Source organism: Serratia sp. GW822-FHT06D09 (assembly GCF_058799515.1).
In genome coordinates, this window is record NZ_JBXALO010000007.1 from 283,906 (window position 1) to 308,099 (window position 24,194).

General features: G+C 55.7%; 23 protein-coding genes. 20 read left to right on the forward strand and 3 right to left on the reverse strand.

Annotation, left to right across the window (positions count from 1 at the left end; all coding sequences use genetic code 11):
- Positions 1-427: 427 nt before the first annotated feature.
- The 12 genes from udp (at position 428) to hemB (ending at position 11,093) form a co-directional block, all read left to right on the forward strand.
- On the forward strand, positions 428-1,189 hold the full coding sequence (gene udp / locus AC1RKG_RS18210; RefSeq protein ID WP_020824835.1) for a uridine phosphorylase: 762 nt from the start codon (positions 428-430) through the stop codon (positions 1,187-1,189).
- 171 nt (positions 1,190-1,360) lie between these two features.
- Entirely contained in the window at positions 1,361-2,143 is a 783-nt protein-coding gene (locus AC1RKG_RS18215; protein WP_409325416.1) for a tyrosine-protein phosphatase, read from the forward strand.
- 87 nt (positions 2,144-2,230) lie between these two features.
- A complete protein-coding gene (locus AC1RKG_RS18220) occupies positions 2,231-2,761 on the forward strand; it encodes a DedA family protein (RefSeq protein ID WP_020824837.1) in 531 nt (176 codons plus the stop codon).
- Between the two features lie 140 nt (positions 2,762-2,901).
- Complete coding sequence (rmuC, locus tag AC1RKG_RS18225) at positions 2,902-4,449, forward strand: DNA recombination protein RmuC (protein ID WP_197821531.1); 1,548 nt, start codon at positions 2,902-2,904, stop codon at positions 4,447-4,449.
- A gap of 79 nt (positions 4,450-4,528) precedes the next feature.
- The gene (gene ubiE, locus AC1RKG_RS18230) at positions 4,529-5,284 is read left to right on the forward strand and encodes a bifunctional demethylmenaquinone methyltransferase/2-methoxy-6-polyprenyl-1,4-benzoquinol methylase UbiE (RefSeq protein ID WP_020824839.1); all 756 of its coding nucleotides are present in this window, start codon (positions 4,529-4,531) and stop codon (positions 5,282-5,284) included.
- 13 nt (positions 5,285-5,297) lie between these two features.
- Entirely contained in the window at positions 5,298-5,906 is a 609-nt protein-coding gene (gene ubiJ, locus AC1RKG_RS18235; protein WP_020824840.1) for a ubiquinone biosynthesis protein UbiJ, read from the forward strand.
- Complete coding sequence (gene ubiB / locus AC1RKG_RS18240; protein WP_201895833.1) at positions 5,903-7,534, forward strand: ubiquinone biosynthesis regulatory protein kinase UbiB; 1,632 nt, start codon at positions 5,903-5,905, stop codon at positions 7,532-7,534. The genes ubiJ and ubiB overlap by 4 nt, the downstream gene beginning before the upstream one ends.
- Positions 7,535-7,614: 80 nt before the next feature.
- A complete protein-coding gene (tatA, locus tag AC1RKG_RS18245; RefSeq protein WP_020824842.1) occupies positions 7,615-7,878 on the forward strand; it encodes a Sec-independent protein translocase subunit TatA in 264 nt (87 codons plus the stop codon).
- A gap of 3 nt (positions 7,879-7,881) precedes the next feature.
- On the forward strand, positions 7,882-8,448 hold the full coding sequence (gene tatB / locus AC1RKG_RS18250) for a Sec-independent protein translocase protein TatB (RefSeq protein ID WP_493183554.1): 567 nt from the start codon (positions 7,882-7,884) through the stop codon (positions 8,446-8,448).
- A gap of 3 nt (positions 8,449-8,451) precedes the next feature.
- A complete protein-coding gene (gene tatC, locus AC1RKG_RS18255) occupies positions 8,452-9,222 on the forward strand; it encodes a Sec-independent protein translocase subunit TatC (protein WP_128864858.1) in 771 nt (256 codons plus the stop codon).
- Positions 9,223-9,273: 51 nt separating this feature from the next.
- Complete coding sequence (gene tatD, locus AC1RKG_RS18260) at positions 9,274-10,056, forward strand: 3'-5' ssDNA/RNA exonuclease TatD (RefSeq protein WP_493183555.1); 783 nt, start codon at positions 9,274-9,276, stop codon at positions 10,054-10,056.
- 14 nt (positions 10,057-10,070) lie between these two features.
- Positions 10,071-11,093, forward strand: a complete 1,023-nt coding sequence (gene hemB / locus AC1RKG_RS18265; protein ID WP_020824846.1) for a porphobilinogen synthase — start codon at positions 10,071-10,073, stop codon at positions 11,091-11,093.
- A 45-nt stretch (positions 11,094-11,138) separates the two neighbouring features.
- On the opposite strand, the gene rfaH is transcribed toward hemB, so the two are convergent.
- Positions 11,139-11,627 carry a transcription/translation regulatory transformer protein RfaH gene (gene rfaH, locus AC1RKG_RS18270; protein WP_020824847.1) on the reverse strand — a complete coding sequence of 163 codons (489 nt, stop codon included), beginning with the start codon at positions 11,625-11,627 and terminating at the stop codon, positions 11,139-11,141.
- Positions 11,628-11,871: 244 nt separating this feature from the next.
- Here rfaH and pepE point away from each other — a divergent pair, with 244 nt between their 5' ends.
- The 3 genes from pepE (at position 11,872) to fre (ending at position 15,057) form a co-directional block, all read left to right on the forward strand.
- Positions 11,872-12,597, forward strand: a complete 726-nt coding sequence (pepE, locus tag AC1RKG_RS18275; RefSeq protein WP_115057978.1) for a dipeptidase PepE — start codon at positions 11,872-11,874, stop codon at positions 12,595-12,597.
- Positions 12,598-12,660: 63 nt separating this feature from the next.
- Positions 12,661-14,181, forward strand: a complete 1,521-nt coding sequence (gene ubiD / locus AC1RKG_RS18280; RefSeq protein WP_020824849.1) for a 4-hydroxy-3-polyprenylbenzoate decarboxylase — start codon at positions 12,661-12,663, stop codon at positions 14,179-14,181.
- A 174-nt stretch (positions 14,182-14,355) separates the two neighbouring features.
- Positions 14,356-15,057: an NAD(P)H-flavin reductase gene (gene fre / locus AC1RKG_RS18285; protein ID WP_020824850.1), complete on the forward strand. Its 702-nt coding sequence runs from the start codon at positions 14,356-14,358 to the stop codon at positions 15,055-15,057.
- Positions 15,058-15,225: 168 nt separating this feature from the next.
- Here fre and fadA read toward each other — a convergent pair whose 3' ends face one another.
- Together fadA and fadB are read right to left on the reverse strand one after the other, a co-directional pair.
- Positions 15,226-16,389, reverse strand: coding sequence for an acetyl-CoA C-acyltransferase FadA (gene fadA, locus AC1RKG_RS18290; protein WP_020824851.1), 1,164 nt, complete (start codon positions 16,387-16,389; stop codon positions 15,226-15,228).
- Positions 16,390-16,399: 10 nt separating this feature from the next.
- Positions 16,400-18,589: a fatty acid oxidation complex subunit alpha FadB gene (gene fadB, locus AC1RKG_RS18295; protein ID WP_122076595.1), complete on the reverse strand. Its 2,190-nt coding sequence runs from the start codon at positions 18,587-18,589 to the stop codon at positions 16,400-16,402.
- A 233-nt stretch (positions 18,590-18,822) separates the two neighbouring features.
- Here fadB and AC1RKG_RS18300 point away from each other — a divergent pair, with 233 nt between their 5' ends.
- The 5 genes from AC1RKG_RS18300 to hemG all read left to right on the forward strand — a co-directional run bounded on the left by AC1RKG_RS18300 (position 18,823) and on the right by hemG (position 24,125).
- A complete protein-coding gene (locus tag AC1RKG_RS18300) occupies positions 18,823-20,019 on the forward strand; it encodes an MFS transporter (protein ID WP_493183556.1) in 1,197 nt (398 codons plus the stop codon).
- 117 nt (positions 20,020-20,136) lie between these two features.
- Complete coding sequence (gene pepQ / locus AC1RKG_RS18305) at positions 20,137-21,468, forward strand: Xaa-Pro dipeptidase (protein ID WP_020824854.1); 1,332 nt, start codon at positions 20,137-20,139, stop codon at positions 21,466-21,468.
- Positions 21,468-22,082, forward strand: coding sequence for an IMPACT family protein (locus AC1RKG_RS18310; RefSeq protein WP_142816103.1), 615 nt, complete (start codon positions 21,468-21,470; stop codon positions 22,080-22,082). The genes pepQ and AC1RKG_RS18310 overlap by 1 nt, the downstream gene beginning before the upstream one ends.
- A 35-nt stretch (positions 22,083-22,117) precedes the next feature.
- Positions 22,118-23,569 carry a Trk system potassium transporter TrkH gene (gene trkH / locus AC1RKG_RS18315; protein ID WP_020824856.1) on the forward strand — a complete coding sequence of 484 codons (1,452 nt, stop codon included), beginning with the start codon at positions 22,118-22,120 and terminating at the stop codon, positions 23,567-23,569.
- A gap of 22 nt (positions 23,570-23,591) precedes the next feature.
- The gene (hemG, locus tag AC1RKG_RS18320; protein WP_020824857.1) at positions 23,592-24,125 is read left to right on the forward strand and encodes a menaquinone-dependent protoporphyrinogen IX dehydrogenase; all 534 of its coding nucleotides are present in this window, start codon (positions 23,592-23,594) and stop codon (positions 24,123-24,125) included.
- The last annotated feature ends 69 nt before the right edge of the window (positions 24,126-24,194 follow it).

Here is a 24,194-nt window from a genome sequence, read left to right on the forward strand (position 1 = left end):
TCAGTCAAGTCTGTAAAAAACGATTAAATATCCGGCTTTACCGCGTTTTTATTGTCTTTTTATCATGCTATTACGCAAGTTGACCTGCATTAGTACCATAAGGTGCGTTAGTTCCGCTTATTCGGGCTAAGTCCCCGACAAACCAAGGCTATTTTTCTGTGACTGCATAGGGGATTTATTGGCAAATCGCCTTGATAAACTCCAAGTAGCAGGGGAAACCGGCGGGGCGATTTGTCGACTAGACTGGTGGCTATTGGGGCCAACAGGCGGGCCTTCTTGCTAATTTTTGTGACTTTAGTCACAAGAGTTATGTAGATTGCATTCTGTTTCTTTGTCTGTAGTGATTGCCGTCACGAAATTGCGTGGCGATTTTCAGTAGAGTACTTTTTTGTTCCTCCCAATAAACATGATCTATGAGGAGTCTCGTATGTCTCAATCTGACGTTTTCCATCTCGGCCTGACCAAAAACGATTTACAAGGGGCCCAGCTTGCCATCGTTCCTGGCGATCCGCAGCGCGTAGAGAAAATTGCCAAGCTGATGGAAAATCCGGTGCACCTGGCTTCCCATCGTGAATTCACCTCCTGGCGTGCAGAGCTGGACGGCAAGGCAGTGATCGTCTGTTCCACCGGTATCGGCGGTCCTTCGACGTCTATCGCGGTTGAAGAGCTGGCACAGCTGGGTATTCGTACCTTCCTGCGAATCGGCACCACCGGTGCGATCCAGTCAGACATCAATGTAGGTGACGTGCTGGTCACCACCGCGGCGGTTCGTCTGGACGGTGCCAGCCTGCACTTCGCGCCGATGGAGTTCCCGGCGGTGGCCGACTTCGCCTGTACTACCGCACTGGTCGAAGCTGCCAAGGCAGCAGGCGCGACCACGCACATCGGCGTAACTGCGTCTTCTGACACCTTCTATCCAGGCCAGGAACGTTACGATACCTTCTCCGGGCGCGTCGTTAGCCGTTTCAAAGGCTCGATGGAAGAATGGCAATCGATGGGCGTGATGAACTATGAAATGGAATCCGCCACGCTGCTGACCATGTGTGCCAGCCAGGGCCTGCGTGCCGGTATGGTTGCCGGTGTGATCGTTAACCGTACCCAGCAGGAAATTCCCAACGCGGAAACCATGAAAAACACCGAGAGCAAAGCGGTGCAGATCGTGGTTGATGCGGCGCGTCGCCTGCTGTAATCCCTCCGCAATTCAACGGGCCGCCACGCGGTCCGTTTTTCCATTCAGCCGTAATCTGTTACGGTTATTATCATCAGCGCCATCTTACTGGCCACCTCTTTGACCCGTTGAGCCCGGTTTTACCTTGGCTCTCAGGTTGCGTTTTATCAGACAATAAACACGAGGACGTCTATGACCGCCCAGATCCTGCTTCATCCTTCATTGGCACCGCTTGATGGCGGCATTAACTTTCGCGATCTCGGTGGTAACAGCGTTGCTAATGGCCGTCGCATCAAGCGAGGATTACTGTTCCGTTCCGGGTCGCTGGAGCGCCTGACGGAAAACGACTGCGCTTTCCTGGCCGGCGTACCGGTGCGTTCAGTCCTGGATTACCGCGATCCCGATGAAGTGCAGGCCAAGCCCGATATCCTGTGGCAGGGCGCGGATTACCATCATTTTCCTGCCAACCCGTTGAGCAATGAGGTTAATGCCAACCTGGAAAAACTGACCAGCGAAACGCTGGCCGGTTTTGATGCGCGGGCGTTTATGCTGGAGTTATATCGCCGACTGCCGTTCGGCAATCCGGCCTACCAACAGTTGACTCAGTTGCTGAGCCATACCGATAACGGTGCTATCGTCCAGCACTGTGCAGTCGGTAAGGACCGCACGGGGGTCGGATCGGCGTTGGTATTGTTCGCACTGGGTGCCGATGAGGCGACGGTGGTGGAAGATTACCTGCTGACAGAAACCACGTTGGCGACCTTCCGTGAACAAATGTTGGATCAACTGTCGATTCGTTTAAGTGACTCGGCATTGGGGCAGTTTGCCTATGTGCTTAGCGCCCGAGAAGAGTTCCTGATGACTGCCCTGGGTTGCATCCGTGACCAATACGGTTCCACCGACCGTTGGCTGGAGGCGGAATACGGGCTGGGGCAAAGCCAGCGAGCAGCGCTACAGGCGTTCTACCTCGAGTAAACCGCGTGGATGTTTAGCCGGGGTTTAACCGACGCCGGCTGGCATTGCGTATCCTTGGGGCAGTAAATCCCGCATCAGGAGCCCGTATTGAGCCTCAATGACATTATCCACTGGATCAGCGAGACCGTGCGTCAGCACGAAGGCTGGGCCATCCCGATTATCTTCTTCCTGGCGTTTGGCGAATCGCTGGCGTTCCTGTCGCTGCTGTTGCCGGCCACGGTGATCTTGCTGGCGCTGGGTGCGCTGATTGGCGAAAGCGGCATTGCCTTTTGGCCTATCTGGGCCGCCGCCGCTGCGGGCGCTTTCTTTGGTGACTGGCTTTCTTACTGGATTGGCTACCACTATCAAGATCGCGTGGCGCACATGTGGCCGCTATCGCGTAATCCGCAGTTGCTGACGCGCGGCCATGCATTTTTTGAGCGCTGGGGCGTGCTGGGCATTTTCATTGGCCGTTTCTTTGGTCCGTTGCGGGCCGTGGTCCCGCTGGTTGGTGGCATTTGCGGTATGCCCCAGCGTTATTTTCAGGTGGCGAATATTACTTCGGCGATGATCTGGGCGTTCGGCATTCTCGCGCCGGGGGCGTTTGGCATCAAGTGGTTAAGCCAGTGGTTTGGCTAATCTTTGCCTGACTTGCGCAGCGGTTCGCAATAATGCGCCGTCGGGACGAAATCAGGCTGGACATCCATACAGCATCCCCTTAACGTGACGGGCAGCGGGCGGATAAAACGCCGGAACGGTCAGGTGTAACAGGAGGCAGGGTGGATACCAGTTTGGTTTACGGTATAGGCGGGGTGACGGTAGGCCTGCTGTTGGGCTGGTTAATCGCCAGCCTGAGGGTGCAGCAGTCCCATGCGCAGCATGAAACCGAGCTGCGGCTGCTGGAACAATCGCTGCAACAGGCGCAGCAGGAAACGGCAGCCCGGCAAGAGATGCTCCTGCGCAATGAACAGCAAATGCGGCAGAACGATTTGGAGCTGCGCAATTTGCACAGCCAACTGGCTGCCGGGCACGAAAAGCTTCAGCAGCTTAATCACTGGCGCAACGAGTGCGAATTGTTGAACCAGGAACTGCGTGCCCAGCGTGAAGTGAACAGCGCCCAGGAAGCCGAGCTGCGTGAGGTGACCATCCGTCTGGAGGAAACCCGTATGGCGGCGGAAGAGAAGCAGCGCCTGTTGATCAACAGCGAGCAGCGTCTCACCACCCAGTTTGAAAATTTGGCCAACCGCATTTTTGAACACAGCGGTCGCAAGGTGGATGAGCAAAATAAGCAAAGTCTGGATCGCCTGCTGTTGCCGTTGCGTGAGCAACTGGACGGTTTTCGCCGCCAGGTGCAGGACAGTTTTGGCCAGGAAGCTCGCGAACGTCATACGCTGACCCACGAAATACGCAACCTGCAGCAGCTTAATGCGCAAATGGCGCGTGAGGCTATTAACCTGACCAAGGCCCTGAAAGGGGATAATAAAACCCAGGGCAATTGGGGCGAGGTGGTATTAAGTCGGGTGCTGGAGGCCTCTGGCCTGCGGGAAGGGCACGAATACGAAACGCAGGTCAACGTGCGGCTGGACCATCAGAGTCGGATGCAGCCCGACGTTATCGTGCGCCTGCCGCAGGGTAAGGACGTGGTGATCGATGCAAAAATGTCGCTGGTGGCCTATGAGCGTTACTTCAACAGCGAAGATGAAGTGGAGCGTGAGGCGGCGCTGAGTGAGCATATTGCCTCGCTACGTGGCCATATTCGTCTGCTGGGTCGTAAGGATTATCAGCAGTTGCCCGGCCTGCGTTCACTGGACTACGTGTTGATGTTTATACCGGTGGAGCCGGCTTTCCTTTTGGCCATAGACCGTGAGCCGGAATTGATTAGCGAAGCGCTCAAGCACAACATTATGCTGGTGAGCCCAACCACCTTGCTGGTCGCCCTGCGCACCATCACCAACCTGTGGCGCTATGAACATCAGAGCCAGAATGCTCAACGCATTGCCGACCGGGCTGCGCGGCTGTATGACAAAATGCGGTTGTTCGTTGACGACATGTCGGCGCTTGGGCAGAGCCTGGACAAGGCTCAGGGGAGTTATCGCCAGGCGATGAACAAACTGAGTGAAGGCCGTGGTAATCTTATCGGCCAGACCGAGGGGTTCCGCGCGCTGGGGGTTGAGGTGAAAAGACCTATCAACCCGCTGCTGGCCCAGCAGGCCAGCGCACAGCATGACGAAGAATTCGAGGCAGCGGGCGAAGATGATATTGACGCGCTGCCGGGGGCGGAGGATGACGACGCCGCAGAGCAACCACGCTCCGCATCGCAGGCATGACAGCCGCGGCGAGGTGGGGTATTTCGTGGGGTTCTGGTACACTCAACCACACTAAATTGACTGAATAGCAGGCAGGACAATGGCAGATCAACCGCAGGAAACCACCGATTTCGGTTTTCGCACCGTAGCTCGAGACGAAAAGCAGGCCATGGTGGCAGACGTTTTTCATTCGGTAGCGGCAAAGTATGACGTGATGAACGACCTGATGTCGTTTGGTATCCACCGTATCTGGAAGCGTTTTACCATTGACTGCAGCGGCGTGCGCCGTGGGCAGCGTGTGTTGGATCTGGCCGGTGGTACTGGTGATCTGGCCGCCAAGTTCTCCCGCATGGTCGGTGAGCAGGGGCAGGTGGTGCTGGCGGACATCAACGATTCCATGCTGAAAATGGGGCGCGAGAAGCTGCGGGACCGCGGCATTGTCGGCAACGTCAGCTATGTGCAGGCCAACGCCGAAGCGCTGCCGTTCCCGGACAACTATTTTGACTGCATCACTATCTCCTTCGGTCTGCGCAACGTCACCGACAAAGACAAGGCACTGCGCTCCATGTTCCGCGTGTTGAAACCGGGTGGCCGTTTGTTGGTGCTGGAGTTCTCCAAACCCTTGCTAGCCCCGCTGAGCAAGGCTTACGACGCTTATTCTTTCCACGTGTTGCCGAAAATCGGCGAACTGGTGGTGAAGGATCCAGAAAGCTACCGTTACCTCGCTGAGTCGATCCGCATGCATCCCGATCAGGAAACGCTGAAGGGCATGATGGGCGCAGCCGGGTTTGACAACGTGACCTATTTTAACCTGACCGGCGGTATTGTTGCCCTGCATCGCGGCTTCAAATTCTGATATGGACATGCCGATGCTGCTAACCCCTTTGTTGACCGGCGTGCTGGAAACATCGCTCAATAGCCTGCTGTTCCGCGATCGCAGCATGAAGGCAGCCCGTCTTCGCCTGGCTGGCAAGGTGCTGCGCATAGAGTTGCAGGAGCTTGCTTCGCCGTTGGTACTGATCTTCAGTGAGCAGCGAGTCGATGTGCTTGGTCAGTCTGACGATACCGCCGACTGCACGGTGCGCAGCCGCATATCGGTACTGTTGAAACTGCGGGACCGCCAACAGCTTTCGCCCTTGATGCGCAGTGGCGAGCTGATTGTTGAAGGTGATATTCAGGTGGTACAGCAGTTGGTTGGCCTGCTTGATCTGGCTGAGTGGGATCCGGCGGAATGGCTGGCGCCTTATATCGGCGATATTGCCGCACAAGGCGTCACTCAGGCGTTCGGCAAGGGCGCGAATTTGCTGAAGAAAGGCTTGCAGCGTCAACAGCATTACGTGGCCGAAACCCTGACGGAAGAGTGGCGTGTGGCTCCTGGCCCGCTGGAAGTGGTGTGGTTTAACGAAGAAGTTGACGCCACCGTTCGCAGTGCCGAAGCGCTGATTGCTCGCATGGACAAGTTGGAGGGTAAACGATGACCCCTGGCGAACTACGCCGCCTGTATTTGATCGTCCGCGTTTTCCTCAGTTATGGCCTGGATGAACTGATCCCCAAGATGCGTTTGACGCTGCCGTTGCGCTTTGGCCGACGTCTGCTGTTTTGGATGCCAAACCGCCACGCGGATAAACCGCTGGGGGAGCGTCTGCGGCTGGCCTTGCAGGAACTGGGGCCGGTATGGATTAAGTTTGGTCAGATGATGTCTACCCGTCGTGACCTGTTCCCGCCACAGATTGCCGATCAACTGACGTTGCTGCAGGACAGGGTTGCCCCCTTCGACGGCGCCCTGGCGCGCAAGCATATCGAATTGGCGATGGGCGGCCCACTGGAAACCTGGTTCGATGATTTTGACCAACAGGCGCTTGCTTCGGCATCCATAGCTCAGGTCCATACCGCACGGCTGAAAACCACCGGGCAGGAAGTGGTGCTGAAGGTGATCCGGCCGGATATCGGGCCGATCATCAAGGCCGACGTTCGCCTGATGTATCGCCTGGCGGCCTGGGTGCCAAAACTGATGCCGGACGGTCGCCGTTTGCGCCCGCGTGAAGTGGTGCGCGAATATGAAAAGACCTTGCTGGATGAACTGAACCTGTTGCGCGAAGCGGCCAACGCCATTCAACTGCGCCGTAATTTCGACGGCAGCCCGATGCTGTATGTGCCCGAGGTTTATTCCGATTACTGCCGCGAAAGCGTGCTGGTGATGGAGCGGATCTACGGCATTCCGGTTTCGGATATTCCGACACTGGAGAAGCAGGGCACCAACATGAAATTGTTGGCCGAACGCGGGGTACAGGTGTTCTTTACCCAGGTCTTCCGCGACAGCTTCTTCCATGCGGACATGCATCCCGGCAATATCTTTGTCAGCTATGAGCATCCTGAAGATCCCTGCTATATCGGCATTGACTGCGGTATTGTCGGTTCGCTGAACAAAGATGATAAGCGCTATCTGGCGGAAAACTTTATCGCCTTCTTCAATCGCGACTACCGTAAGGTGGCAGAGTTGCATGTTGATTCAGGCTGGGTGCCACGCGACACCAACGTGGAGGATTTCGAGTTCGCTATCCGCACCGTGTGCGAGCCTATTTTCGAAAAACCCCTGTCGGAAATTTCGTTCGGCAACGTCTTGTTAAACCTGTTCAACACCGCGCGCCGTTTCAATATGGAAGTACAACCCCAACTGGTGTTATTGCAGAAGACCTTGCTGTATGTTGAAGGTCTGGGACGCCAGCTCTATCCGCAGTTGGATCTGTGGACTACCGCCAAGCCTTTCCTGGAAAGTTGGATGCGCGATCAGGTCGGTATTCCGGCGGTGATCCGCGCACTGAAAGAAAAAGCGCCGTTTTGGGCGGAGAAACTGCCCGAACTGCCTGAATTATTTTACGATAGCCTGCAGCAACATAAGCTGTTGCAACAAAGCGTTGATAAGCTCACCAACCAGATGCAGGCTCAGCGCGTTCGCCAAGGGCAATCACGTTATTTGTTCGGCGTTGGCGCTACACTGTTAGTAAGCGGTACGATTTTGCTGTTGGGGGACGTCAAAGTGTTTCCCGCATGGCTGATGGCAGCCGGCATCGTATCCTGGGTGATTGGCTGGAAGCGAACCACCTGAATTGATTCGAAACTCTGGTAAAATCTGCCGTATAATGCGACGGATTTTGAAAAAACCCTGTAAAAATAGAGGTAATTGCAATGGGCGGTATTAGTATTACGCAATTGTTGATCATCGCAGTGATCGTGGTGCTGCTGTTTGGTACCAAAAAACTCCGTACTCTGGGGTCTGATCTCGGTGCATCAATCAAGGGCTTCAAAAAGGCGATCGGCGATGACAACACGCCGCCGACCAACACGGCTGAGAAAAGCAGCCTGGATGACGCTGACTTCACGGCCAAGCCTATTACCGATAAGCAGCCGGAAGTGAAAGCGGAAGAGTCGAAGAACAAAGAGCAGGTATAAACCGTGTTTGACATTGGGTTTAGTGAACTGCTGCTGGTTCTGGTGATTGGCCTGGTGGTACTTGGGCCAGAACGGTTGCCGGTAGCGGTAAGAACAGTTTCGGGCTGGATCCGCGCGCTGCGTTCGCTTGCGGCTTCGGTGCAGAACGAACTTTCTCAGGAACTGAAGCTGCAGGAACTGCAGGACAGCCTGAAAAAGGTAGAGAAGGCCGGCATGCAGAATTTGTCGCCGGAGCTGAAGGCGTCAATGGATGAGCTGAAAGACGCTGCGGAATCGCTGAAACGCTCTTATCAGGGCGACAGTGGCACCAAAACCGAACCTACGCACACCATCCATAACCCTCTGGTCACAGACCCGGAAGCCATTCATGACGGCGTGACGCCGGCGGAAGCCGCGGCCGTAGCATCCTCTCCGGCTGCAGTGCCGGAGCCGGTTGTAACGGCAACGCCGCAGGCTGCGCAGCCGGTCATTGCACCGGTGAAACAACCGGTCGAGCCGGCTGTTCAGGCAACCCCAGAACCTGTTGTGGATAAAACCCCAGCGTCTCACCAACCTAGTGGCGATCGTTAAAACATGGCTGTTGAAGATACCCAACCCCTTATCAGTCATCTGATAGAACTGCGTAAGCGGTTGTTAAACTCGATTATCAGCATACTGGCGATTTTCCTGGTGCTGGTTTTTTTCGCCAATGATATTTATCAACTGGTGTCCGCGCCGCTGATCAAGCAGTTGCCTGCCGGGGCGAGCATGATCGCCACAGACGTGGCCTCACCGTTCTTTACCCCGATCAAATTGACGATGATCGTCTCGGTGTTCGTGTCCGCACCGGTTATCTTGTACCAGGTCTGGTCCTTCATTGCGCCGGCGTTGTATAAGCATGAACGCCGTCTGATGATGCCTTTACTGGTCTCCAGCAGCCTGCTGTTTTATCTCGGCATGGCCTTTGCCTACTTTATCGTCTTCCCGCTGGCGTTCGGCTTTTTTGCCAAAACCGCGCCGGCCGGGGTGATGATTGCCACCGACATCAATAACTATCTCGACTTCGTCATGGCGCTGTTTATGGCGTTTGGCGTGGCGTTTGAGGTGCCGGTTGCCATTATTTTGCTGTGCTGGAGTGGCGTCACGTCACCGGAAGATCTGAAAAAGAAACGTCCTTACGTTCTGGTCGGGGCTTTCGTGGTCGGCATGCTTCTGACCCCGCCGGATGTGTTCTCGCAAACCCTGCTGGCCATTCCGATGTATCTGTTGTTTGAAGTGGGCGTGTTCTTTGCTCGTTTCTACACCGGTAAACGTCGTCCGCAGCCGGAAGAAGAAGACGAGGGTGACGAACCCCCGACACCTTAAATTTGTTTGCTCCTGAGCCGCCCGATGGGCGGCTTTTGCATTGGGAAAACCATGTTTGATATTGGCGTAAACCTCACCAGTTCACAGTTTGCCAAAGACGGCCCAGCGGTGCTGGATCGCGCACGAACCGCAGGCGTGACAGGGCTATTGATTACCGGTACTGATTTGCAGGAAAGCCAGGTTGCCTGTGAACTGGCGCAGCAGCATCCTGGTTATTGCTGGTCCACCGCCGGTGTGCATCCCCATCAGGCCAGCAGTTGGAATGAGCAGACCGCGGAGCGGATCCGCGAGTTGGCCTCGCAGCCGCAGGTCGTAGCGATAGGTGAATGCGGGCTGGACTTTAACCGTAACTTTTCTACCCCAGAGCAGCAGGAGAGGGCATTCAGCACCCAACTGGCGCTGGCGGCGGAGCTGGAGATGCCGGTTTTTCTTCACTGCCGTGATGCGCACGCACGTTTTGCCGCACTGTTGACGCCGTGGTTGGATAAACTGCCCGCGGCGGTAGTGCACTGTTTTACCGGCACCGCCGAAGAATTAGAAAGTTGCTTGTCGCTGGGCCTGTCGATCGGGATTACCGGTTGGGTCTGTGATGAGCGACGTGGCCTGGAGTTGCGTGCATTGCTGCCGCAGATCCCGGCCGAACGTCTGTTGTTGGAAACCGACGCACCCTATCTGTTGCCCCGGGATTTACATCCGAAACCTGCATCTCGCCGCAACGAACCCTGTTTTTTGCCTCATATCGTCCGGCAGGTGGCTACCTGGCGACAAGAAGATCCCGAATGGCTGGGGCAGAAAACCGATGAGAACGCCCGCCGGCTATTCCGGCTGGAATGAGTTAGGAGAAAACTATGAGCTATGCATTTCCGGGTACCTTCCCGGGTCGCCGTATGCGCCGTGTGCGCCGTCACGATTTCAGCCGCCGCCTGGTGGCCGAGAACCAACTGACGGTTAACGACCTGATTTATCCGGTATTTGTCATGGAAGGCAGTAACCGTCAGGAAGCGGTGGCATCGATGCCCGGCGTATCGCGCATGAGCATCGATCTGCTGATCAAAGAAGCGGAAGCCATCGCCAAGCTTGGCGTGCCGGTGATCTCCCTGTTCCCGGTGATTGAACCTGGCCTGAAGTCACTGCATGCGGAAGAAGCTTATAACCCGGAAGGTCTGGTACAGCGTACGGTGCGTGCACTGAAAGACGCGGTGCCTGAGCTGGGTATTCTGACGGATGTGGCGCTCGATCCCTACACCACTCACGGTCAGGACGGCGTTATTGACGAACAAGGTTATGTCATTAACGACATCACCAAAGAGATCCTGGTTCGTCAGGCGCTGTCTCACGCGGAAGCCGGGGCAGAGATCGTGGCACCGAGTGACATGATGGACGGCCGTATCGGCGCGATCCGCGATCGCCTGGAACATCAGGGTCTGGTGAATACTCAAATCATGGCTTACTCCGCCAAATATGCGTCTTGCTACTATGGCCCGTTCCGCGATGCGCTCGGTTCCAGCGGTAATCTGAAAGGCGGCAACAAGAAAACCTATCAGATGGACCCGGCCAACAGCGACGAAGCGCTGCAGGAGATCGCACAGGATCTGCAGGAAGGCGCGGATATGGTGATGGTGAAGCCTGGTATGCCGTATCTCGATGTAGTGCGTCGGGTGAAGGATACCTTTGGCGTGCCGACTTTCGCCTATCAGGTTTCCGGTGAGTATGCGATGCACATGGCGGCGATTCAAAACGGTTGGTTGCAGGAGCAACCGGCGGTGATGGAATCGCTGATGTGCTTTAAGCGTGCCGGCGCCGATGGCGTACTGACCTACTTCGCCAAGCGAGTCGCTCAGTGGATGCATGACGAAGCGATGCAGCGCTAAGGCGTAAGTCATCTATGTAAAAGGCGCCCTGGGCGCCTTTTTGCATTACAGTTTTTGGAATTGCCGGTTATCCACGCTTTGGCTGACCTGCTTGTTGATCAGGTTCAGCAGCAGCATCGAACGGGCTTCGCCGTCCGGCTCGGTGTAAATCGCCTTCAGCCCTTCGAACACGCCATCGACGATTAACACGCTATCACCCGGCTGTGGCGTTTCCGGATCGACGTAGGTTTCACCGGTATGCGTCTGCAGCTCTTCGATGACTTTCTGCGGGATAGTGGTCGGCGTTGAACCAAAGCGTACAAAGTGGCTGACACCACGAGTTGCACTGATGGTGGTGGTGTGGATGCGCTCCGGATCGAACTTCACAAACAGGTAGTTCGGAAACAGGGGTTCGCTGACCGCAATGCGTTTACCGCGTACGATCTTTTCCAGCGTTATGATCGGACTCAGGCAGTTCACTTCCTGCCGTTCCAAATGGTCCTGCGCCCGTAAAAGTTGGCCGCGCTTGCAATACAGTAGGTACCAAGATTCCATAATTTCACATGCCTTTCTGTCAGCCGGTAAGCATATCAAAAGCCATTACGGATACATAGTGATGCAAGTTTCAGCTTGTAACGGCCGCTATCTGCATGAATCGTTGGCAATTAGCGAGGGGTCACACACTTATTCGCACGGCTTGGGTATAACAGAGGGCTAAAAATTTGTTACCGTCGGAGTATGCCTTGTGCTGCTTTCGTCGGGTGTGACGTTATTCATCGTTTTCGATTGAGGGGGAAAAATGGAGTTATTTTTGTTGAGCAACGGCAAGCTGTCCGGTGAGGATGAGCTGCTGGGTTATGCCAAGAGCCACTTGCTGGCGATGATCGCGCGCCGTGGCATTACGTCCGCCGTATTTATCCCCTATGCCATGATCCGCAGCGATTACGATCAGCGTGCACAGGAACTGGCGAAAATTCTCGGCATCAAGGTTACCAGTATTCACCACGCCGACTCTCCCGCGGCGGCGATTGAACAGGCAGAATGCATTTTGGTCAGCGGCGGCAATACCTGGATGCTGAACCAGATGCTGCATGAAAACGGGCTAATCGTCCCGATTCAACGGGCGGTTCGTGAACGTAGCGTGCCCTACGTGGGGTGGAGCGCCGGGTGTAACGTTGCCACACCAAGTATTCGCACCACCAATGATATGCCGGTGCGTAACAGCGTCGTACTGCCGGCACTGAGCCTGTTCCCGGTGCAGATTAACCCGCATTACATCGACGCCCATATTAGCGGCCACATGGGGGAAACCCGTGATGAACGCCTGGCCGAGTTCTGCGCGGTTAATCCGAGCGAATCCGTGGTGGCGCTGCGCGAGGGCAGCCTGTTGCACGTTGAGGGTAATGATCTGCGTTACTTTAGCGCCAGAGATCAAGGTTTCAAGGTGTTCCGCCACGGTGTGGAAACTCAGGAATATCGCGATACCCGGGCATTGCGTCCGCTGGTGCCCTTTACCTGCCACTAACGCCGACGATGTCTTTACCGGTGTTTAACAAAAGTGCAGCAACAACTGTGAAGAGGGCTTATAATGCCCTCCTCACTGGCCGTTATAATGATCAGCATGAAATACCGTGACTTACGCGATTTCCTCTCGTTGCTGGAAAAGAGAGGGGAACTAAAACGCATCAGCCAGCCGATTGATCCCTATCTGGAAATGACAGAAATTGCCGATCGTACTTTACGTGCGGGCGGCCCTGCACTGCTGTTCGAAAACCCTAAAGGGTACGATATGCCGGTGTTGTGCAATCTGTTCGGTACCGCCAACCGCGTTGCGATGGGCATGGGCCAGGAAGATGTCAGCTCGTTGCGCGAGGTCGGCAAATTGCTGGCGTTCCTCAAAGAGCCAGAGCCGCCGAAGGGCTTTCGCGATCTGTTCGACAAACTGCCGAAGTTCAAACAAGTGTTGAACATGCCGACCAAGGTGTTGGGTTCAGCCCCTTGTCAGGAACAAGTATGGCAGGGCGATGACGTTGATCTCAGCCGTATCCCGGTGATGCACTGCTGGCCGGAAGACGCTGCTCCGCTGATCACCTGGGGGCTGACGGTAACCCGCGGGCCGCAAAAAGAGCGCCAGAATCTGGGCATCTATCGCCAGCAGGTGCTGAGCAAAAATAAAGTGATCATGCGTTGGCTGTCCCACCGTGGCGGCGCGTTGGATTATCAGGAATGGTGTCAGGCGCACCCTGGTGAGCGTTTCCCGGTTGCGGTGGCATTAGGGGCAGATCCCGCCACTATCCTCGGCGCGGTGACGCCGGTACCGGATACCCTGTCTGAATATGCTTTTGCCGGGCTGCTGCGCGGCAACAAAACCGAAGTGGTCAAGTGCCTCTCCTGCGATTTGGAAGTGCCGGCCAGCGCGGAAATCGTGTTGGAAGGCTACATTGAACCGGGTGAAATGGCGCCGGAAGGCCCGTATGGCGATCACACCGGTTACTACAACGAGATCGACCACTTCCCGGTATTTACCATCACTCACATCACCCAGCGTCGCGATGCCATTTACCACTCGACCTACACCGGCCGTCCGCCGGATGAGCCTGCGGTGCTGGGCGTGGCGCTGAACGAAGTCTTCGTTCCCATTCTGCAAAAGCAGTTCCCGGAAATTGTCGATTTCTATCTGCCGCCCGAAGGCTGTTCTTATCGTTTGGCGGTGGTGACCATCAAGAAACAGTATGCTGGTCATGCTAAACGCGTAATGATGGGCGTCTGGTCGTTCCTGCGTCAATTTATGTACACCAAGTTTGTTATCGTCTGCGACGATGACGTCAATGCGCGTGACTGGAATGATGTGATTTGGGCGATTACCACCAGAATGGATCCGGCAAGGGATACCGTGATGGTGGAGAATACGCCGATCGATTATCTGGACTTCGCCTCACCGGTTTCCGGTTTGGGTTCGAAGATGGGGCTGGATGCCACCAATAAATGGCCGGGTGAAACCGAGCGCGAATGGGGCCGTCCGATTGAGATGGATGAAAAGGTGCGTGCGCGCATCGATGACATCTGGGATGAGCTCGCAATTTTCAGTGACAGAGAACCGACATTATAATGTACCCAAAATAATTGGAGTTGCATTGCGGCGGCAACGCAGCGCACCCCAAGAGCTTACTTGAGTAAGTGACTGGGGTAAGCGAGAAAAGCCAACAAAGATGCAGCTTCAAATATGAAGGGTATGTCAGGCTCTGTTCTCAGTTTTGCATTGATGACCCGACAGAGGGAACGCATGACAATATTGAGCTGTAAAGTGACCTCCGTAGAGGCCATTACCGATACGGTTTACCGGGTACGTTTGGTGCCAGAGGCGCCGTTTTCTTTCAAGGCAGGGCAGTATCTGATGGTGGTGATGGATGAGCGCGACAAGCGTCCGTTCTCGCTGGCATCGACCCCGACAGAGCAGGATTATATTGAACTGCATATCGGTGCTTCGGAACTGAATCTGTACGCCATGGCAGTGATGGATCGCATTCTGAAAGAGCAGGCGATTACCGTTGATATTCCGCACGGTGACGCCTGGCTGCGTGAAGAGGGCAGCCGTCCACTGGTGTTGATCGCCGGCGGCACCGGCTTCTCATATGCGCGCTCGATTCTGTTGGCCGCACTCGAGCAGCAGCCTGACCGCGATATCTCTATCTATTGGGGCGGGCGCGAGCTCAAGCACCTGTATGATTTGAGCGAGCTGGAAGCGCTGTCAGTGCAGCATCCGAACCTGAAAGTCATTCCGGTGGTTGAACAACCGGAAGAAGAGTGGCGTGGCCGCAGCGGCACGGTGCTCAGTGCGGTATTGCAGGATTTCGGTACGCTGGCGGAGCACGACATTTATATTGCCGGTCGTTTCGAGATGGCGAAAATCGCTCGTGAACGCTTCTGTGCCGAACGTGGCGCGCTGGAAGCGCACATGTTTGGCGACGCCTTCTCGTTTATCTAAGCGGCGAAGCGGGAAAAAATGGGGTGGCCAATGGCTGCCCTTTTTTATTGGCCGTCTGCGGATTTCAGGCATAAAAAAACCCGCCCCTGACAGGCGGGAAGTACGGCAACTAAACTTGTTGGCGTGCTGCGGTTTAAAGTGTGACGCAGTCAGGTCAAATAGACACAGCTAAACGCGTTCAAAGACGGTGGCAATCCCCTGGCCCAGGCCAATACACATGGTCGCCAGACCGAACTGCACATCGCGGCGTTCCATGTTGTTCAGCAGGGTGGTAGAGATGCGGGAACCTGAGCAACCCAGCGGGTGACCCAGCGCAATGGCGCCGCCGTTCAGGTTGATCTTGTCATCGATGCTGTCCAATAGGCCCAGATCCTTGATGCATGGCAATGACTGTGCAGCAAAGGCTTCGTTCAGTTCGAACAGGTCGATGTCCTGCACGGTCAGGCCGGCGCGCTTCAACGCCAGCTTGCTGGCAGGCACCGGGCCGTAGCCCATAATGGACGGATCGCAGCCGACGACCGCCATTGAGCGAATGCGTGCACGGGCTTTCAGACCGAGCGCTTTGGCACGAGATTCACTCATCAGCAGCATGGCGGATGCCCCGTCGGACAAGGCCGAAGAGGTGCCGGCGGTCACAGTGCCGTTGACCGGATCGAATGCCGGGCGCAGTGCCGCAAGGCTTTCAACGGTGGTTTCCGGGCGGATCACTTCGTCGAAGTCATAACGTGTCAGCACACCGTCGGCGTCGTGGCCGGTGGTGGGAATAATTTCATTCTTGAAGTAGCCGGCCAGGGTGGCGGCATGCGCACGTTGGTGTGAACGCGCGGCGAACTCGTCCTGCATCTGACGGCTGATATTGTGTATCTTGGCCAGCATCTCGGCAGTAAGGCCCATCATGCCGGCGGCTTTTGCCACGCTGCGGCTGAGCCCCGGGTGGAAATCCACGCCGTGGTTCATCGGCACGTGGCCCATATGTTCGACGCCGCCAATCAGGCTGACGTGCGCGTCGCCGACCATAATGGCGCGCGCTGCATCGTGCAGCGCCTGCATGGAGGAGCCGCATAACCGGTTAACGGTTACGGCCGGTACGCTGTGTGGGATCTCAGCCAGCAGCGAAGCGTTACGGGCGATGTTAAAGCCCTGCTCCAGCGTCTGTTGCACACAACCCCAGTAAATGTCGTCAATTTCGGCTGCGTCCAACGCCGAATTACGGCTCAGTACGGCACGCATCAGGTGAGCGGAAAGATCTTCGGCTCGTACCTGGCGGAAGGCTCCGCCCTTGGAGCGGCCCATCGGCGTGCGTACGGCATCAACAATAACTACGTTTTCCATCTTTATGACCTCATGCCGGTTGGCCAGTGGAGACATCGGACAGCGGCGCTGCCACCGGGTAGTAGCTTTCATTACGTTCGGCTTTGGCGCGTAGGCCGGCAGGCACCTGATACAGAGCGCCAAGATGCGCGTAACGCTGAGCCATTTCGACGTAATGGGTGGTGCCAAGCGTATCCAGGTAGCGGAATACCCCTCCGTGGAACGGCGGGAAACCGATGCCGTAGACCAGTGCCATATCGGCCTCGGCCGGGCTGGCGATGATGTTTTCTTCCAGACAACGCACCACTTCATTGATCATCGGGATCATCATGCGGGCAATGATTTCTTCGTCACTGACGGTTTGACGTGGCTGGCTGACGGTCGCCAACAGGGCATCGGTTTGCTCATCGTTGTCTTTACGCGGCTTGCCTTTGCTGTCCTGGCTGTAGCGATAGAAGCCCAACTGATTTTTCTGACCGAAACGCTGGTTATCGAACATCACGTCGATAGCGTCACGGTAATCTTTGCCCATACGCTCAGGGAAACCGGAAGCCATCACTGCCTGGGCATGGTGCGCGGTATCAATCCCTACCACGTCGAGCAGGTAAGCCGGGCCCATTGGCCAGCCAAACTGTTTTTCCATCACTTTGTCGATCTGACGGAAATCCGCGCCGTCGCGCAGCAGCAGGCTAAAACCGGCGAAATACGGGAACAGTACGCGGTTGACGAAGAACCCCGGGCAGTCATTCACCACAATCGGCGTTTTACCCATGCGACTGGCGTAGGCCACCACCGCAGCGATAGTGCTGTCGCTGGTCTGCTCGCCGCGGATGATTTCTACCAGCGGCATACGGTGTACCGGGTTAAAGAAATGCATGCCGCAGAAATTCTGCGGACGTTTCAGCGATTTCGCCAGGTGATTAATCGGAATGGTCGACGTATTGGAGGCCAGGACGGTATCCTCGCCAATCAGGCCTTCCACTTCGGACAGCACTGCCGCCTTGATCTTAGGATTCTCGACCACGGCTTCGACGATGACCTGTGCGCGCTCGATACCGGCATAGTCCAGCGTTGGCTGAATGGTCGACAGCACCTGGGCCATCTTCATGCCATCCAACTTGCCGCGCTCCAGCTGCTTGTTCAGCAGCTTGGCGGCTTCATTCATGCCGAGCGTCAGGGATTTGTCGCTGATGTCTTTCATGATCACCGGCACGCCTTTCAGCGCGGACTGGTAGGCGATGCCGCCCCCCATGATACCGGCCCCCAACACAGCAGCTTGCTTCGGTGCTTCAGCATTCAACGCCCGCTTCTTCGCCTGGCTTTTCACAAACTGATCGTTGAGGAAAATGCCGACCAGGGCGCGCGCCTCTTTGGAGCGGGCCAATGGCACAAAGCTGGCGGTTTCCAATTTCAACGCTTCATCGCGACCCAGCTTGGCAGCGGCCTCAATGGTTTTGACCGCGGTCATCGGTGCCGGGTAATGTTTGCCCGCGGTTTGCATCACCATGCCTTTGGCGGTGGTGAAACTCATGGCGGCTTCGATTGGGCTAAGCTTCAATGGCTCGAGCTTTGGCTGACGATAAGCGCGCCAATCCAGTTTGTCGTCGATCGCCTGTTGCAGCATTTTCAGCGCGGCATCGACCAATTTTTCCGGGGCAACCACTGCATCTACCAGGCCAACCTTCAGTGCGTCTTTGGCGCTGACGTCTTTACCGGCGGCGATGATCTCCAATGCGCTGTCGTTACCCAACAGGCGTGGTAGACGTACGGAACCGCCGAAACCGGGCATGATGCCCAGTTTGGTTTCCGGCAGGCCAATGCGTGCATCCGGTGAAGCGACGCGGAAGTCGGTAGCCAAAATGCATTCGCAACCGCCGCCGAGCGCATAGCCGTTAATGGCCGAAATGGTCGGTACCGGCAGATCTTCCAACCGGTTAAAGATGCTATTGGCAAAGACCAGCCATTCCTGCAGTTTTTCTGCTGGAGCCGCAAATAAAGAAAGGAACTCGGTGATATCGGCGCCGACAATAAAGGCGGCTTTCGTGGAACGCAACAGCAAGCCTTTCAGCTCGGTCTGCTTTTCCAAAACCGTGAGCGCTTCGCCCAGGCTGGCAACGGTGCGGGTATCCAGCTTGTTTACAGAACCTGGGGCATTGAACACCAGCTCGGCGATGCCGTTGTCGAGCCAGTGCAGTTGTAATGTTTCGCCTTGGTAGAGCATGTCTATCTCCTGAATCAGCGTTTGATCTGGTATGACCAGATGATGAGGAGTGTGGTTTTTATGTTAACAATATGCAAATAAGAGATTGCATTTTTGCAGGGCGGATCACATGGCTCTGGGTTAATATTTTGATTTAAAACGAAGTTATATTTTATGCCTTATGGTGATTTGCTGGTGTGGGAAACCCCTCATACACTTGCCGGAGCGAAGCGCTAAACACCCAGAGGTGCGAAATGAGTAAAGCGGTATGTGCAAAACAGAGTGGGTTTTGGAGTCTTCCCGCCAGAACCATGACGCTGGCCTGCTTGCTGGTCTTCATGGCGCAGATGGCAACAACGGTGTATCTGCCTTCGTTGCCGACGGTGATGCAGGAATTGTCGATGACGCGCCGCGCCACCGAGCTATCGATATCAATATTCGTCATTGGCGCCGCGCTACCGGTGCTGTTCTGGGGCGCGGCGGCCGATCGCTTTGGGCGGCGTCTGCCGCTGACGTTGTCGTTGGCGTTGTTTATCAGTTGCAGCGCGCTGGTGGCGTTTTGCAGCAATGGCACCCAATTACTGGTGCTGAGGGCACTGCAGGGCATTGCCGCCGGGGGCGCCGCGATCATCGCACGCATTATTGTTCGCGATAACTGGAGCGGCGACGAGCTGGCACGACGCCTTTCGGTATTGTCGATTGCCTTTATCGCCGCGTTGGGCGGTGGGCAGTTTATCGGTGGGTTGCTGAGTCAATATTCGCACTGGCAAATGGGCTTTGTACTGATGGGGCTCACCGGGCTGGCGATCCTGCTGCTTATGCAGACGCTGCCGTTGGAAGCTGGCAGGGGGGCGGGGCCTCGTCCGCCGATGGCCACGGCCTATTGGCGCATTTTGCGTCGGCCGGGATTTTTCTGGCCGGCATGCGTCGGTGGATTAGGGTTCGCTACTACGGTAACCCTGCAAGAGGTGAGCCCGTTTATTATGCAGCAGGGGTTTGGTCTGAACGTGACGGCCTTTGGGGCGCTGGGATTGGTGATCGGCGTAGCTTACTTTACCGGGGCGATGGCGGTGAATCGGGCGGTGGCGCGTTTCGGCGGCAAACGGCTAATGCAGGTAGGAGCGAGTATTGTCGCTATGACGACCGTCGCGATCATGCTGCTGTGGTGGAGCGGTGTGCTGGTGGGGCTTTCCGGCATGGCGTTATTCATTGTGCTGTACTGCCTGACGATTTTTGGCCAGGCGGTATTGTTCCCTAACAGTATGGCGATGGCCGTCAGCGATGCCAAAGAGCAGGGTGCCTATGCCATGGCGTTGTGTGGGTTTCTGCAGCAGTGCCTGGCGGGTATCGCTGCGGCCGGTGCCGTTTTGCTTGAGCATCACGGTCTGTGGACCGCCGCGATCGCCTCGTCAGGTTTTATCGCCTGGTTAATTGTTAAGCTGCGGATGTAACGACATTTACAGTGATTTGCGAAGCGCCCCGCATGCCAGAGGCGATGAGGTTGGTACGCAGGAACGGTGTGCTAAGATGAGGCATTCCGTTCTAATGGTATGTAAAAGGGTATTGTGATGGAAACACTGGCTTCTTTGTATAACGACCACCTGGCAGAACTGCAAAAACGCGCGCGTGAAGTGTTAACGCGCAACAAACTGGACGCGTTGCTGATTCACTCAGGGGAACTGCAGCGGATATTCCAGGACGACCGCAGTTATCCGTTCAAAGTGAATGCGCATTTTAAAGCCTGGGTACCGGTGACTTCGGTTCCAAACTGCTGGCTTTGGGTGGACGGCGTTAACAAACCGAAGCTGTGGTTCTATTCGCCGGTCGATTACTGGCATAGCGTTGAGCCGCTGCCGGACAGTTTCTGGACCAAATCTGTTGAACTGATACCGCTGGCCAATGCTGACGATATCGCTCAGCAGCTGCCAGCCCAGCGTGAGCGCGTGGGCTATATCGGTTATGCGCAACAGCGCGCTCGCGATCTCGGTATTTCGGCAGAAAACGTTAACCCTAAAGCGGTGCTGAACTACTTCGACTTCCATCGCTCAATCAAAACCGGCTACGAGCTGGCCTGCATGCGTGAAGCGCAGAAGACGGCGGTTATGGGGCATCGTGCTGCCCACGAAGCTTTCCTGTCAGGCATGAGTGAGTTTGATATCAACCTGGCTTATCTCACGGCGACAGGCCATCGCGATACCGATGTGCCTTACGACAATATCGTTGCGCTGAATGAGCATGCGTCGGTACTGCATTACACCACGCTGGACCACCAACCGCCGGCTGAAATGCTGAGCTTCTTGATCGATGCTGGTGCGGAATATAACGGCTATGCGGCCGATCTGACTCGTACTTATGCTGGCCAGAGCGGCAGCGATTTCGCCCAGTTGGTTAAAGATCTTAATAACGAGCAGTTGGCGCTGATGGAAACCATCAAAGCCGGTGTGCGTTACACCGATTACCATGTGCAGATGCACCAGCGCATCGCCAAATTGCTTAAAAGCCACAAACTGGTGAGCGGTATCAGCGAAGAAGCCATGGTGGAACAAGGTCTTACCACGCCATTCCTGCCGCACGGTTTGGGCCATCCTCTGGGCCTGCAGGTACATGACTCAGCCGGTTTTATGCAGGATGAACAAGGTACCCACCTGGCGGCGCCATCGAAATATCCATACCTGCGCTGCACCCGCGTATTGCAACCTGGCATGGTGTTGACCATCGAACCTGGCCTCTACTTTATTGAATCCCTGCTGGCACCGTGGCGCAGCGGCGAATTCAGCCAACACTTTGCCTGGGATCGCATTGATGCGCTGAAACCTTATGGTGGTATCCGTATTGAAGACAATATCGTGATCCATGAAAAGCGCATTGAGAACATGACGCGCGATCTGAATCTGGCCTGATGCAGCCTTATCCGATCCCCGCAGGCCCCATTAGCGTCAGCGAGGAAATCAAGAAGAGCCGTTTTATCACCCTGCTGGCGCCGACCCGCGGGGTTGATGCGGCCAAGGCGTTTATCCAGCAGGTACGTGATGAGCACCCGGCAGCGCGGCACCATTGCTGGGCATTTGTCGCCGGGCCGCCGACCGATTCTCAGCAATTAGGCTTCTCAGATGACGGAGAGCCCTCCGGCACGGCGGGTAAACCTATCCTTGCGCAGCTTATGGGCAGCGGCATAGGCGAAATCACCGCCGTAGTGGTACGTTACTACGGCGGTATCAAGTTGGGCACCGGCGGTTTGGTAAGAGCCTACGGTAGCGGGGTGCAGCAGGCATTAAAACAGTTGGCCGTGAGCTACAAGATCCCGCAGGCCGAATATACTTTGCAATGCGACTATGCTCAGTTGGCGCTGGTAGAAAATCTGTTGCAGCAAACAGAAGGGCGGATTGTACAGGGGGAATATGGTGCCTCCGTCGTGCTGCATCTGGCTTTACCGGTCACCGGCGTTGAGGCGTTCGGGAATAAATTACGTGATCTCAGTCGCGGTAATTTGCAATTAACCCCCATTTCGCAATAATTCCCCCCAACTGAATTGCTAAGGATCGTGCTGAAATGCATTTTCGCGCTATTACCCGTATCGTGGGTTTGTTGGTCATCCTGTTCTCCGGGACGATGTTTATTCCTGGTCTGGTGGCATTGATATACCGCGATGGGGCAGGGCGGGCGTTCAGCCAGACCTTCTTTGTGGCGGTGACCATTGGCCTGATGCTGTGGTGGCCTAACCGTAAACAAAAGCACGAGTTGAAGCCGCGGGAAGGCTTTTTGATCGTGGTGCTGTTCTGGACGGTGCTGGGCAGCGTCGGGGCATTGCCGTTTTTATTTTCGGAGCGGCCTAACCTGTCGCTGACCGATGCCTTCTTCGAGTCGTTTTCCGGTTTGACCACCACGGGGGCGACAACCTTGGTGGGGTTGGACTCGTTACCCAAAGCCATCTTGTTCTATCGGCAGATGCTGCAATGGATGGGCGGGATGGGGATCATCGTGTTGGCCGTAGCAATACTGCCGATCCTCGGTGTCGGGGGGATGCAGTTGTACCGGGCTGAAATGCCGGGTCCACTGAAAGATAACAAAATGCGCCCGCGCATTGCCGAAACGGCTAAAACCCTGTGGCTGATTTATGTTCTGCTGACCATTGCCTGCGCGTTGGCGCTCTGGGGGGCCGGCATGTCGATGTTCGACGCCATAGGCCATAGCTTCTCGACCATCGCCATTGGCGGCTTCTCTACCCACGATGCCAGCATCGGTTACTACGCCAGTCCCACCATCAACACCATTATTGCTATTTTCCTGCTGATCTCCGGTTGTAATTACGGCCTGCACTTTGCCTTGTTGAGCGGACGCAGCCTGAAAGTGTACTGGCGTGATCCTGAGTTTCGCATGTTTATCGCCGTCCAGTTGACGCTGGTGGTGGTCTGCACCGGCGTACTCTGGGGGCATGGCGTTTACAAAACCGGTATGGAAACGCTCAATCAGGCATTCTTCCAGGTGGTGTCGATGGCGACGACGGCGGGTTTTACTACCGACAGCATTTCCAAATGGCCGTTATTCTTGCCGATGTTGCTGCTTTGCTCTGCCTTTATCGGTGGCTGTGCCGGCTCGACGGGGGGCGGTCTGAAAGTGATCCGTATTCTGTTGCTCTATTTGCAGGGCTCGCGTGAGCTAAAAAGGCTGGTGCACCCTAACGCGGTTTACACGATAAAATTGGGTAACCGCGCACTGCCGGAACGGATCCTGGAGGCGGTATGGGGATTCTTCTCGGCTTATGCGTTGGTCTTTATCGTCAGCATGCTGGCCATTATCGCAACCGGCGTGGATGATTTCTCTGCCTTCGCTGCTGTGACGGCGACGCTGAACAACCTGGGGCCGGGGTTGGGGGTGGTGGCGGATAACTTTACTACCATGCCTGCACCGGCAAAGTGGATCCTGGTTCTGACGATGCTGTTTGGTCGCCTTGAGGTCTTTACACTGCTGGTTCTGTTTACGCCGACGTTCTGGCGCGAATGACCTTGATAAAAGGAGTAACGCCGTGAAGGCACTGATTCTTTATTCTAGCCGTGATGGGCAAACACGTTCTATCGCATCTTATATAGCAAACAAACTGCAGGATACGCTGCGCTGCGATGTGATCGATTTGCTGCAGGCGGATAATATTGACCTCACGCAGTATCAGCAGGTATTGATTGGCGCATCGGTGCGTTATGGTCATTTCCATCCGACATTGGGAAAGTTCGTCAAACGCCATGCTGAACAATTGAACCGGATGCCGAGCGCATTCTTTAGCGTCAACCTGACCGCCCGTAAAGCGGACAAACGTTCCCCGCAGACCAATGCTTATACCCGCAAGTTCCTGCTTGCGTCGCCTTGGCAGCCAAAACAGTGCGCCGTGTTTGCCGGCGCACTGCGTTATCCACGTTATCGCTGGCTCGATCGCGTAATGATTCAACTTATTATGCGTATGACCGGGGGTGAAACAGACAGCAGTAAAGAAGTGGAATACACCGATTGGCAGCAAGTGGAACGTTTTGCCCAGGAGTTTGGCCATATTCAGTATGAAAAGTGACGAAAACGCTGGCTTGTGCAGCGTTTTGTCGAAAAATACCGCGCTTGAAAAGTTTTTTGCATTTAGGGG